General features: G+C 40.5%; 10 protein-coding genes and 1 pseudogene. 1 reads left to right on the top strand and 10 read right to left on the bottom strand.

Features of this window, described 5'->3' with window-relative positions:
• Positions 1-70 precede the first annotated feature (70 nt).
• From O3652_RS08995 to O3652_RS09030, 8 genes are all read right to left on the bottom strand, one after another.
• On the bottom strand, positions 71-253 hold the full coding sequence (locus O3652_RS08995; RefSeq protein WP_000780387.1) for a hypothetical protein: 183 nt from the start codon (positions 251-253) through the stop codon (positions 71-73).
• 617 nt (positions 254-870) lie between these two features.
• On the bottom strand, positions 871-1,482 hold the full coding sequence (gene rpsD / locus O3652_RS09000; protein ID WP_000092756.1) for a 30S ribosomal protein S4: 612 nt from the start codon (positions 1,480-1,482) through the stop codon (positions 871-873).
• Between the two features lie 201 nt (positions 1,483-1,683).
• The gene (locus O3652_RS09005; protein ID WP_371590322.1) at positions 1,684-2,718 is read right to left on the bottom strand and encodes a sensor histidine kinase; all 1,035 of its coding nucleotides are present in this window, start codon (positions 2,716-2,718) and stop codon (positions 1,684-1,686) included.
• Positions 2,715-3,413: a response regulator transcription factor gene (locus tag O3652_RS09010; protein ID WP_000751223.1), complete on the bottom strand. Its 699-nt coding sequence runs from the start codon at positions 3,411-3,413 to the stop codon at positions 2,715-2,717. Before O3652_RS09010 ends, O3652_RS09005 begins: the two co-directional genes overlap by 4 nt.
• A gap of 80 nt (positions 3,414-3,493) precedes the next feature.
• The gene (locus O3652_RS09015) at positions 3,494-5,134 is read right to left on the bottom strand and encodes an SSURE domain-containing protein (protein ID WP_371590323.1); all 1,641 of its coding nucleotides are present in this window, start codon (positions 5,132-5,134) and stop codon (positions 3,494-3,496) included.
• Positions 5,135-5,289: 155 nt separating this feature from the next.
• The gene (locus O3652_RS09020) at positions 5,290-5,955 is read right to left on the bottom strand and encodes a TrkA family potassium uptake protein (RefSeq protein ID WP_001283884.1); all 666 of its coding nucleotides are present in this window, start codon (positions 5,953-5,955) and stop codon (positions 5,290-5,292) included.
• 13 nt (positions 5,956-5,968) lie between these two features.
• Positions 5,969-7,348: a TrkH family potassium uptake protein gene (locus tag O3652_RS09025; RefSeq protein ID WP_371590324.1), complete on the bottom strand. Its 1,380-nt coding sequence runs from the start codon at positions 7,346-7,348 to the stop codon at positions 5,969-5,971.
• A 33-nt stretch (positions 7,349-7,381) separates the two neighbouring features.
• Complete coding sequence (locus O3652_RS09030) at positions 7,382-8,146, bottom strand: nucleoside phosphorylase (RefSeq protein ID WP_125457672.1); 765 nt, start codon at positions 8,144-8,146, stop codon at positions 7,382-7,384.
• A gap of 267 nt (positions 8,147-8,413) precedes the next feature.
• Between O3652_RS09030 and O3652_RS09035 the strand changes: the two are divergent.
• Positions 8,414-8,536: pseudogene (locus O3652_RS09035) on the top strand (MerR family transcriptional regulator); the annotation flags it as partial.
• A 331-nt stretch (positions 8,537-8,867) separates the two neighbouring features.
• On the opposite strand, the gene O3652_RS09040 reads toward O3652_RS09035, so the two are convergent.
• Together O3652_RS09040 and O3652_RS09045 are read right to left on the bottom strand one after the other, a co-directional pair.
• Positions 8,868-11,999, bottom strand: coding sequence for a type I restriction endonuclease subunit R (locus O3652_RS09040; protein ID WP_125457673.1), 3,132 nt, complete (start codon positions 11,997-11,999; stop codon positions 8,868-8,870).
• Positions 12,000-12,001: 2 nt separating this feature from the next.
• Entirely contained in the window at positions 12,002-13,108 is a 1,107-nt protein-coding gene (locus O3652_RS09045; protein ID WP_125457674.1) for an AAA family ATPase, read from the bottom strand.
• Positions 13,109-13,114: the final 6 nt, after the last annotated feature.

A 13,114-nucleotide genomic window follows, 5' to 3' on the forward strand; every position in this document is an offset into this window, starting at 1 on the left:
TTCCTCTCTGCTATTTTTTCGATAGTTCTTATACTTTTTATAGTTAGTCGATAAAATCGCCTAGGTTGAACTAAGCACTAATAATTTTGATTTTCTTGATAATATCTTCAGGATATGAGCGATCACCTATAACTATTTCGTCAGGACCATCTAAATCATAACCGTCAAACCAATCAACCACCCTACCCTTGATGGAGGTCCCATCTTCTAAAATAAGGCGAACATTTTTATCAACATATTCCCATAATTTCATTAAGTTCCTTCTCTCTAACATCGGAACAATATGACCCAATATTAGTTATTTACTAATGGCTTTTAGTTCCTGTTAAAAGCATTATAGCACACCTTACTTGCTAAAGTACAACAAGCACCCCATTAGACTAACCTGCTACTTTGCTTTCTTGTAAAAATGTTGTATACTTAAGTAAATAAAGGAAGTAATCTTGTTCCCCCCTGTCTACTATGTGGTCGGAATGATGGTTACTTCTTTTTTCCCCCTTACTATCTCAATAGCCTTGTATTTAAAAGTTTTTTAGGCTATAATTAAATTAACGAATAGAGGTTTTCCATCTCCCCTTGAAACAGATCTTTCTGCGGTAGGAGGTGGGACGCCTCTATTTGTTTTTTAAGTCAAAATGATGTAAAATTAATTCAAGAAAGAAGTGTGGTTTTCCCGCCTAAAAGCTCTATAGCTGTGGGAGGGTCACGCTTCTTTTTACCTCTCAAAAGAGAACGCAAAAAAAGCCGTCTCATTCTTTGAAGCAGCAATGAAATCAATCTAGCAAATATCTAAGCAAACCCAGAAATCAACCTTTTAAGACAAAGCAAAAAGCCCACTGTTGTAGGCTTTCTGTAAGATATTTCTTAAAATTAAAGCATCTTGTTGTAGAATTCAACGACAAGTGCTTCGTTGATTTCTGGGTTGATTTCGTCGCGTTCTGGCAAGCGAGTCAATGAACCTTCCAATTTTTCAGCATCGAATGATACGAATGCTGGACGTCCAAGAGTAGCTTCTACTGCTTCAAGGATAGCTGGAACTTTCAATGATTTTTCACGAACTGAGATCACTTGACCTGGAGTTACACGGTATGATGGGATATCAACACGTTTTCCGTCAACAAGGATATGACCGTGGTTTACGAATTGACGAGCTTGACGACGAGTAGTCGCAAGACCAAGACGGTAAACAACGTTATCCAAACGACGTTCCAAAAGAAGCATGAAGTTGAAACCTAGGATTCCGCCTTTGATTTTTGTAGCTTGTACGAACAAGTTACGGAATTGTTTTTCACCTACACCGTAAGTGAAACGAAGTTTTTGTTTTTCAGCCAATTGCAAACCGTATTCTGACAATTTAGAACGGTTGTTTGGTCCGTGTTGTCCTGGTACGTAGTTACGACGTGCCAATTCTTTACCTGTACCTGTAAGTGAAAGGCCAAGGCGACGAGCTTGTTTCCAAGATGGTCCTGTATAACGTGACATATGTATGTCCTCCTGATATAAATAATATTTGGCGGAAATAGTCACTTAGAAAGCCCTGATTCGTGCAGATGCCCTTCGCCTAAACAGCCAAGGTTACTTGTCATAAGACACCTGTTGACGAGCTTCATGCTTTCCTGCTGCTATTTCACACAAAGGCTATTGTACCATGAAAAGCTAGATTTGTAAAGGGATTTTACGACTTTATTTCAAATTGAGGCTGAATGTAAACTTGCTTCCTAAGCCATATTGACTTTCTGCTGTGATTTCGCCACCAAGCTGATGGGCTAGTTCTCGTGCAATCGCAAGTCCTAATCCATGCCCACCTGTCTTCATATTGCGCGAAGTTTCTACACGATAAAGTCGTTTAAAGATCTTTTCCAAATCCTCAGGAAGGATTCCCTGACCCTCGTCTTTCACACTGATTGTGAGCTCTTGTTCTGTTAATTGGGCAAGAACCTCGATTCTGGTTCCTGGTTCTGAATATTTAAAGGCATTGTTTAACAAATTGACCAGAATGCGAGAAAGTTTGTCAGAATGGCTCTTGATTTTCGCCGACTCAGGCGATACTTGAATGTAAACATCTCGCTCCTCTTGTTCAATCTGGAGTTGAAATTCACTCATTGACTCAATCAGCAACTGATCTAAAAAGACCTCTTCGACTTCTTCATCAGCAGTATATTGAGGTTGTGTGTTAAGAGTCAAAACATCCAATTCCTCCACTAGCTTGTTTAGACGCTCGGTTTGCCGACCAATCGTGGCTAAGTAGTGGAGCCGCTCCTCTTCCTTAATCACTCCATCTAGAATTCCCTCCACAGTAACCTGAATGGAGGTAATGGGAGTTTTAATATCGTGAGAGAGCTGCGCAATCATCATTCTCTTTTCTTGCTCGCTCTCATCAAGTGATTGAAAGGTGGCCTGCAAATTGTGGGACATGTCATTAAAAGTCTGGCCGAGCTCTTGAAATTCTAATGGTCCTTTGGTTTCAATTTCTGTGCTGAAATCCTTGCTTGCTATATCCTGAGCTTGTTTTTTCAAATGTTTCAGAGAAGAGAACACAGGCGACAAAAGAAAGATGCTCACTGCAGCGCCAATGAAACTAGCAATCAAGGTCATTCCAACTAGAAAGTAAATTTCACTTTTCTCGATCAACATTCGTTGGACTGCCCAGAAAACGACCAAAATCGTTAGTAGAGTCGACACTAGATACCCCACTAAAATATAGTTTTTTAATTTCATTTTCTACCTCTTGGTCTTTCCATCTTATAGCCCAACCCCCAGACAGTTTTGATAGCAGGTGCATTTGAATTTGTATACTTGGTCAACTCTTGCCTCAAAGCATGGATATGAACATTGAGTGTATTGGTATCATCCACATAGTCCTCTTGCCATACCTTCTCGTAAAGTTCCGTCTTTGAAAAGACTCTCTCAGGATTGCTGGCTAATATCCATAGAAGTTCAAAGGATTTTACTGTCAATTCCAAAGGTTGCTCTCCAATGCGAACCTCATGAGTCACATGGTTGATTACCAAGTCTCCAAACTCAATCTGTTCTGTCTCTCCTCCGCGGCTAAGGCGACGTAAGATATTATTCACTCTTAAAACCAATTCGCGTGGGCTAAAGGGTTTGACTATAAAATCATCTGCCCCCAAACTTAATCCATAAATCTTATCCTGTTCGCTTGTCTTAGCAGTTGTAAAGAGGAAGGGTTGATCCGGAGCGATATACTGAACTTCACTGATAAAATCATAACCGTCCATATTGGGCATCATGATATCTGTGATAATGAGGTCGATAGATTTTTTTCTGAAAAGTTCTAATCCCTCCTTACCATCATGGGCGACCAAAACATCGTAACCTGCCTGTATAAGATAGCGGTTTTGAATGTCTAGAATATCTATCTCATCATCAACCAGCAAAATTGTCTTTTTCATCTGACACTCCTTCGATAAAAACAGTGTTATACTTGCTTTAGTATAACACTATTTTCTCTAATGTTTAAGTGATTTGAATCTTAATCTTCTCGTTTGGTTGTCAAACCCAAAAGTCCAACAAGACCTGCCAAGGCTAGACCAAAGATACCAAGGCCAGCTGTAGCCGTTTTAGCTTCCCCAGTATTTGGTAGCATCGCTTTATCATCTTTTTTCATCATATTAGCCATTGGGCTAGAAGCTGGTTGATCTACTTTCATATCTGACATATGGTGATTTGTACCCATCATACCCTCAGTCGTACCTGTAGAGCCTGTTTCAGAAGGCTTCGTATTCATCTGACCTGATTGAGATGGTGTTGTCGCCATTTCTTTTCCACGAAGCTGAATCGTTACTTGACGAGTTGCAATCAGATTGGTCAAATCAGGTTTGCCATCTTTAGAACCATAGACTTTAACAGTAGCTAGATACGTATGTGTTCCGTTAGCTCGAAGTTGATCCAGCAAGGCCTGACCATCTTTGCCAACCGTATTGCCATTCAAATCCACTTCGTAGAAATATTGACCTTTAGCCAAGCCTTCAAGTGGCAATAGAGCAGGATTTTTAGCTGTTCCGTTATCTGACCATGGAGCCTTGTCGGATGCTTTCAAGATAAGGCGAGTCAACATGCCATCTCCAGCGAAGAATTCATATGGAATGACTTGATTGACACCAGCTGTAAATGGTCCTGGGAAGTTAGCCTTGTCCAAGTAAGTGGCTGGGACATCTACTGTATCTTTGGTATTGTCAGCCACACCTTTTTGCACTTCAGCTGGAGTGGTTAAGCCATTCAAATTAACAGTCAAATCTTTAGTCGCTACGAGGTTAGTTAAGTCAGGCTTGCCGTCTTTTGCACCGTACACCTTGATAGTAGCTTTATAGCTTTGTGTACCATTTTGTTTCAAGAGGTCAAGCAGCTCTTTGTCAGATTTTCCTTGGGTGCCTGCCAAGTCCACTTCGTAGAAGTAAAGGCCTTTGCCCAATTTCTCTACTGGTGGGAGAGCGGAATTTTTAGCTGTTCCGTTATCTGACCATGGAGCCTTATCGGATGCTTTCAAGATAAGACGAGTTAACATGCCGTCTCCAGCGAAGAATTCGTATGGAATAACTTGGTTGACACCAGCTGTAAATGGGCCTGGGAAGTTGGCTCTATCCAAATAAGAAGCTGGGACATCTACTGTGTCTTTGGTGTTGTCAGCCACACCTTTTTGGACTTCAGCTGGAGTGGTCGCTGGTTGCGCTTCACTGGCTTCACGGTCTTGCCCAGAAACTGTAGACGCAGGACTTTCCACAGGTTTAACTGCATCTTCTGTTTGTTGCTTAGAGTCAGGTTGTGCTTGCACTTCTTCTTTTGGTGCTACTGCCGACTCTTTAGCAGTTGCGTCCGCTTTTTCTGAAGAGCTTGTAGTATCCACACTTGCTTTAGGTGCTGAGTCTGCTTGTTCCGAAGGAAGAGCTACATCGACTGCTTTTTTGAGAACCTCTGCTGGTAAGTCGCTCTTTTCACTCACCGAAGTTGCGTCTGGCACGACTTGGGCAGGAGTCGGATTGACGACATCAGCACGTGCAGAACTTGGTTGACCGACTAGGACAAAGAAGCCACTAGCCACAACAACTGAAGCAACACCGACACTGAGACGGCGAATAGACCAACGAGTATATCTCTGATTTGGATTGAATTTCATAGGATTCTCCTTAGAGTTTTCTTTTTTTTATGACTCTAGTATAATCTCCTAAAATTAAAAAGGATTAAGAAAAAGTTAAAATTTTTCTTAAATCCCTCTTATAAAATACTTATATTGACTCGTTAATTATTTGGAAAGAGAGTACCCTTCCTCTCCTACTCACTCAGTTCAGCTAGGGTGTCCAGATGTTGGTTATTAATGACGGCCATGATATAGGCATCTGCCTGCAAGAGGTCATTGGGTCCGAATTGAACATCCAGAGGAGCATTTTCGTAGGAACGAAAGCCAAGTACGTTGAGGTTGTATCGCCCACGCAAATCTAACTGACTGAGGCTTTTACCTACCCATGATTGGGGGATTTTCATCTCGACAATCGAAACATTCTTGTCCAGCTGAAAGACGTCTACGCTGTTATGAAAGAGGATGGTCTGTGCCAATGAGCGCCCCATTTCAAACTCTGGTGAGATGACTGCGTCTGCACCAATTTTTTCCAACACCTTTTTAGCTGTATGGCTTTTGACCTTGGCAATGACGGTCGGCACTCCTAGACTTTTGCAGTGCATAACCGCAAGAACACTGGACTCCAGATTTTCACCCGTTGCGACAACTACGGTATCACAGGTGTCAATCCCCGCTGATAGAAGGAGTTCTTCATCCGTGATATCTCCAACTACTCCACGCGCCAACACTGGTTCAAATTGATTAATGCGTTCCTCGTGGTCATCAATAGCAATGATATTCATGTCATGCTTGGCTAGGGCAGCCAAAACACTGCTCCCAAAAATTCCCAAGCCTAAAATTCCAATTGTCCGATCTGACATCGTTTTTCCTTTCTTATCCGATAGTGATATCTGCTTTCATATAGTGAATCGTATCTTTCTTGTCTGGCTGGTATTCCGCTACACTAACCAGTAGTGTCAAGGGACCAATACGGCCGATAAACATCAACAACATAACGATGCTGAGGGCTAACTTACCTAACTCCGGAGTTAAATTTGCCGTCACTCCAACTGTCGCAAGGGCTGAAATGGTCTCAAACATGAGGTAGATAAAGCGCGGATTTCCCTCTGCTGTTATTCCTAGCAGGATCAAGCCCAGCAAGAATGTTAGCAAGAAGATAATAAAGACACTGAAAGACTTTTGTACGGTTCGGGGTTCAATGGTCCTCCGAGCCACATTAGCATGAGGCAAGCCCAATAGTTCGCTGCGAGCAAAGACCAACAAGACAAAGAAGGTCGTAATCTTAAGTCCCCCTGCTGTACCTCCAGGTGCCCCGCCCAGAAACATCTGCAAGATATAGATCAGTAAGGTAACTGGTCGGGCCTGAGTGTAGTCAATTGAAGCAAATCCTGCCGTTCTCATACTGACTGTCTGGAAGAAACTAACCAGCAGTTTCTCTGGAGCGCTGAGATTTCCAATCGTTCCAGGATTGTTCCACTCGATGAACAAAGTCGATACGGTTCCAAAGAGTAAAATTCCCGCCGTTAAAAAGAGAACCAACTTGGTATGGAAACGCAGGCGGCGTTTTTTCTTTTTCCCAATCTGGGTCGCTAGGTCAAACCAGACCATAAATCCTAGACCACCCGTGATAATCAAACCTGCAATCACTAGATTGATCAAGGGGTCCGTTTGAAAAGCTACCAAACTCGTACTTCCAAAATTATCAAATCCAGCATTACAGAAAGCTGAAACAGCCAAAAAGATAGAAGTTAAAAGCCCTCGCCCCCAGCCAAATTCAGGAATGAAGCGGAAACTCAGGAGAAAGGCACCGAGCCCTTCCACCAAAAAAGTCGTCAGAAAGATCGAGCGGATGAAGTCCTTTAGAGACTGGGTTTCTCCATAACTGAAACTTTCTTGAATGGTCTCACGGCCACGAAGACTGAGCTTTTGCTTGCCTTGGATATAAAAGATTCCGATAAAGGTCATGAGACCCAAACCACCGATCTGGATCAAGAGCATACAGATTAGTTGTCCCCAGATATTATAAGTAGAGGCCACTGGCAGGGTGAAGAGCCCTGTCACACAGACCATGGATACCGTTGTAAAGAGATGGTCAAAGTAGGTCGCTTGTGACGTTGTTGCTTGCACAAAGGGGAGGCTTAAAAGGAGAGAACCCAAGAAGATCACTAGGGCAAAACTTAAAAAGATGCGACGGGCTGGCGACAAGCGTACCAGTGCCGTCCTGATTTTTTCCAAAAAAGATTTGAATAACATAACTACATTCTACCATAAAAACAGTAAGAACACTCACATGTGGTGCACAATGGCAAGACAGAGTTCGAGTGCCTTATCAAAAGCTTCTGAGCCCCAGTCACGACTGTCGTAGTTGTCCAGATCCGCCAAGGAATCTCCGGTAAAGAGCAATTCCCCCCAGACAACTCCACGTAGCTGGGCTACTGCCGCAAGAGCAGAGCACTCCATCTCCACAACAGCACAGCCTTCTTCCTTACGATAGGCAACCTTTTCAGCTGTCTCTCGGTAAAAACCATCTGTCGTCCAGGTCATGACCTCCTCGTAAGGAATGCCTCTTTGTTCCAAGACCTGCTCAATAGCAGAGACAGCCTCAATCTGCATCTCCATATAACGAGAAGGCGCTACATAGTGGTAGCTGGTCCCCTCATCTCGCAAAGCCCGAACAGGGACGAGAAAGGCATTTTCCTCTATATCGGCTAGGACACCACAGGTTCCAGTGGAAATGATTTGCTCCACACCATAGCCAATCAACCAATCCATAAACTGGGCCGCTGGGGCAGAACCAACGGGCGCCTGGGCCAGACAAATCTTCTCGCCCTTGTAGTTGACGACATAGACTGGATAAGTCTTGGTGGCAGAAACAAACTCACCAACACAGTCCGCCTCTACTTCCTGAGCATAACGGTCAATCTCCTCCTCCAAAAATGCATAGATACACTTCTTTGGCAACTTTAAGTCTAAACCCTCGTGATTGGGCATAAGGACCGCTTGGGGATTGTCGTCAAACTCTAAAATGGGAATCGCATGTTTCTGAATCATAGCCCACCTCCTGTAATTTTGTACTATTGTATCAAAAGCTGACGAAGTGTCAAGGAGGGGACTGATGAACTGAGAATAAAAAACATACAATCGTAACTTTTTGACAGATACTCTTCTTAGTGGTACCATGGACTTGCTTAAAAGTTCGATGAAATAAGCATATAAGAGAACACCACCTGTTGTGTACCGCACCCTAAAAGTTAGATTTTTTCTGTCTAACCTTTTGGGATACAGTACATTGATGTGGGAGGTCTATTTTAGTTATAAGCTCTGCCACATTTTCACCAAGTTCTAATCCAAGCTGAATATACTCCTGTGGGTGATTATATTTGCGAGGTCATCCAGGAGCAGCACCGCGATATGTTCATCCGGATGCAAGTTCATATATAGGGATAAAAACGTCTAGACGTAATCAATCTAATTAATTTTCAAATAATAGTTCAGCAACCAACCTCAGAAATTTTTAGAAAAATCCTTTATCCTAGTATATTCTAGAAAGCAACTATCATAAAGATTATCTGGATCAAGAAGCGTCCTTCTAATAAGTCCAACAAGATAGCCACCGTCTTCACCTTAAGTATATTTTGAGATTCTCAAAAATGATAGAAACAATTTCCTAAAAGCAGAAAATAGAATAATAAAAAAGTAGCCCTTAAGCATATTTGATAGCTACTTTTTTATTGTTAAGACAGAATTATTTCGTTACTCAATCAAATAATTCTTAAATATCTCCACCAATTCCCTTGAATTTTTCAACAAAACGACTGATCTTTTGAAAAACGGTTTGTTTTTTTGTACGATATTGTGGATTTAGTGGGCTCATTTTCGGCAGAGCTTCATTCAAATCATTCCCATTTTCACTAGCATACTCACGCTTCAACGAAGCTTGTATGTAGCGCTTAGCACTTTGTTCATTTAATCCCTCAATCCGTATCAACTCATCCGCTTCCCTTTTCTGCTCACCTTGCGCAAAAATAAAGAACTGTTCAATGATATCTGATTTATCAGCAAAACTATCTAAGTCACTGTCATGGATGAAAGCGACTATCAAATCTTCCTTAGCTCGATTGCCAAGACTTGCTCGAATCGTCCGAGTAATTTCCGAAACAAGTTCATCCTTATCTGAAACCTTTTTATTAGTCTCAAAAATTAGCTCTAAGATATAGTCTAGATTGATTTCTTGAGATTTTAGTAATTCAACTTCAAAAACAATCGAATCCCAATCAACTTTAGATTCGTTATCTTCCCGATTACGGCGTTCATTCTCATACCATGATTTAATGTCATTATAGGTTGAACGGTAATCTTGAATTTCCCTAGTACTTGGGATGTCTAGCCTAGATAACTCCTCCAGAGTTTCATCGTCCACATGGAAACGTTCCTTGAAAGCCTCTACAGCCTTATCATCTAAGATATCAAGTTCTTGTAAAGCTCGTAGACTCATGAAATCATCGTAGTTTTGTAAGATATTATCTAAACGAAGAAATTGACCAAACAACGAGACAAATTCTTTCTTATCACGCTCTTTAATGATAGCTTGCGGGTCCGGAAACTTTTCTTGTAACTCTTGAACAACGTCCATATAACCCTTTTGCTCTTCACCGGCCTCCATAAAGCCTGTCATATACTCTTGATAAGAACGTTCGAGCAAAACTTCTGCTGTCTCAGTCTTTCCAAATAGCTTAATAGCATCAGTTGTAGCCTTCTCTAAATCCCGGAAGGTTACAATATTCCCAAATGACTTGGTAGCATCATAAATTCGATTGGTGCGTGAAAAAGCTTGGATTAAACCATGATATCTCAGATTTTTATCCACAAATAAAGTATTTAAAGTCGGTGCATCAAAGCCAGTCAAGAACATCCCAACTACAATTAAGAGATCCACTTCCCGATTTTTGACGCGTTTAGCCAAATCACGATAGTAATTCTGGAAATCATTACCGTTAATCGTAAAATTAGTGCCAAATAACTGATTATAATCAGCTATACAGCTACTCAAAAATTCTTTACTACTAATATCCGCTAAGTCTGTCGGTGAAAAGCTCTCATCATCAATTTCACCAATAGCCACCTGAGACTCATTCGCAGCATAGGAAAAGATAGTCGCAATCTTCAATGGTTTTTCAGAATCTTTTTGCTGATTTTGCAACTCTTGATAGTAGGCTTTTGCTGCATCAACACTTGAAACAGCAAACATAGCATTGAAACCTTTACCAGTTAATCGATGCGTTTTTTGATCAAAATGATCTAAGACATACCTAGATATTTCAGCGATTCGAGTCGGATGAAGCAGCGCTTTTTTATTTTCAGCTGCAGACAACTTGGCCAAGTCCTGCTCGCTTTCAATTGACTTAAACTTCGGACGAACGTCGTTATAATCCACCATGAACTTCAGAACTTTTTGATCTCGAATCGCATCAGTAAGCACATAGGCATGTAACTCACGACCGAAAACAGATACGGTCGTGTCTGTCCCTAATGCATTTCCCTTTCGAATTAGTTTACCTGAGGCATCATACTTGTCTGGTAAAATCGGTGTACCCGTAAAACCAAACTGACAATATTTCTTAAATTTCTGTCTAAGACGCTTTTGCGCTTCACCAAACTGAGATCGATGACATTCATCAAAAATAAAAACCACTTGTTTTTGATAAATTTCATGATGACTCTCACTGCTCATAAAGTTGTTAAGCTTCTGAATGGTCGTCACGACAATTTTATTATCATCCTTCTCAATATTACGTTTGAGTCCTGCAGTGCTATTTGAACCGTTGACTGAGTCAGGTGAAAATCGCTGGTACTCTTTCATAGTCTGATAATCCAAGTCCTTGCGGTCCACCACAAAGAAAACCTTATCCACTTCTTCCATCTCAGTAGCAAGTCTAGCAGCTTTAAAACTTGTCAGGGTCTTCCCTGAACCGGTAGTATGCCAAATATAGCCACCTGTATCAGGACCGCTTTTAATTTTTGAAGCAATAGCTGAACGTATCTTCCAGATGATTCTCTCAGTTGCCGCAATCTGATAAGGACGCATGATGAGAAGAGTGTCATTAGTATCAAAGACAGAATAATTTATCAAAACATTTAACAAGGTCTGTTGACTTAAGAAAGTTGCTGTAAAGTCCTTCAAGTCCTTAATAGGATTATTATTTTTCAAAGCCCAGTTCATGGTGAACTCATAAGAATTCTTATCTCGCTTAGTCGTATTAGCAAAATACCGAGTATCCGTTCCGTTTGAGATTATAAAAATCTGAAGGTACTTAAAGAGAGAATTCTCCTCATTGAAACTCTCTTTACTATATCTGTGCACCTGATTAAAGGCCTCTCGAATCGCAACTCCGCGTTTCTTGAGCTCAATTTGTACCAGAGGCAATCCATTTACCAGCAAGGTCACATCATAACGATTGCTACTGGTACCAACTTGCTTCATTTGATTAATGACTTGCAGTTTGTTTCGACTAATATTTTTCTTATCCCATAGATAGATATTCTGGATATGCCCATCATCAAAGATAAAATCATAAATATAGTTATCATGAAGTTTTCTGGTACGATCAATCAAACTGTCACTGGGTTTATTGAGGTACTCATCCAAGAAGCGCAACCACTCAGCATCTGTAAAAACCACATTATTCAGAACTTCCATCTGGGTCTTGAGATTAGCCAAAAGCGCCTCTGGGGTCGTCAAATAAGTAAGATACTCGTATCCTTGCTGGCGCAAGTCACCAATCAGCTCCTTCTCCAAGTCCGCCTCTGTCTGATACTGACTAGGCTGTTCTATCTTGGTATACTTTTCTAAAATGATAAAATTATCTGACTCCACAATAGCTGTAGTCAATGTACTTTCAGACATAATTACTCCTTTTTATAAAAATGGTATCGCTCTATAAAATCATTAAAAAGATAAGTCAACATTTCCTTGTGCTCAGGATTTAATTCAGCAACTTCATCAGCTGAATGTTTAGAATGACTTGCAAAATCTAAAATCCTTTTTTTGTAAGCATTCTTCACACCATCATCAGCATCTTGCGGAAGCAACTCTTTCCAGTCTTCGTATCCTAAAAAAGTCGATGTTTTTTCATACAAATTCCGTAGAAAATTAAAATGAAATTTTTGAATATTACCATTTTCTATCGCCTGAGTAATTTGTTCACATAGAAATAAATGATAGGCAAAGGGGGAGTCCTTCCTTTGATTTGGCATTAGATATGTTCCATCCTCTAATTTTTCAAGTCTATATTTATCCGCGTTACCAAGTTCATTGTGCAAAACATTGTAAAACAGAGGACTATGAGTAGTAATAATAAATTTTAAATCTAATTTTTCTTGATTACTTTCTTTTATCAAACCAGCTAAGTTTGAAGCCACTTCTATCAAATGATTTTCATCCAAGGAAGAAACAGGATCGTCAATAAAAATATATTCTAAATCATCAAAATCATGGGTGCTCCGCTCTTCTGACTCAATTATCTTTCGCTCACTTATCACAAATTCTAGCAAAGTATAAAATACTGACCAGATAAAGTTGCTTTCCTCACCCTTAGAGAGCTTAACATACTCACGCTCTTCCCCATTTCCTCTCTGAAAACTGAAAAAAACTTGATTATTGGTTAAATCAAAGATTGGATTCAATTTATCGTCTGTATAATGTTGAAAATTTGATATAATATTCAGATCCTGACCTTGCTCTTCAATAATCCATGATATAAAAGAATTTGGCTGAATTTTCAACTTAAAATCTTGATTGTTATCAAGATCATTATCCCAAAAGAACAAATCCTCAGTAAAAGCATTATAATAAAGAATCTTATCTCTCGTAAGACCGCCTTCTTCAGCTCGAACCAACTTAGCAAACTCTTTAGAGAGTCTGGTCTTACCTGTCCCATTAAAAGCGTATATTAGCTGAACATTCTTATTTGAATCTTTTAACTTCTGCGCAATATCTCTTAGCGTTTTTGCCATATCCCT

Source organism: Streptococcus sp. 27098_8_23, assembly GCF_041432195.1.
Classification (GTDB): domain Bacteria; phylum Bacillota; class Bacilli; order Lactobacillales; family Streptococcaceae; genus Streptococcus.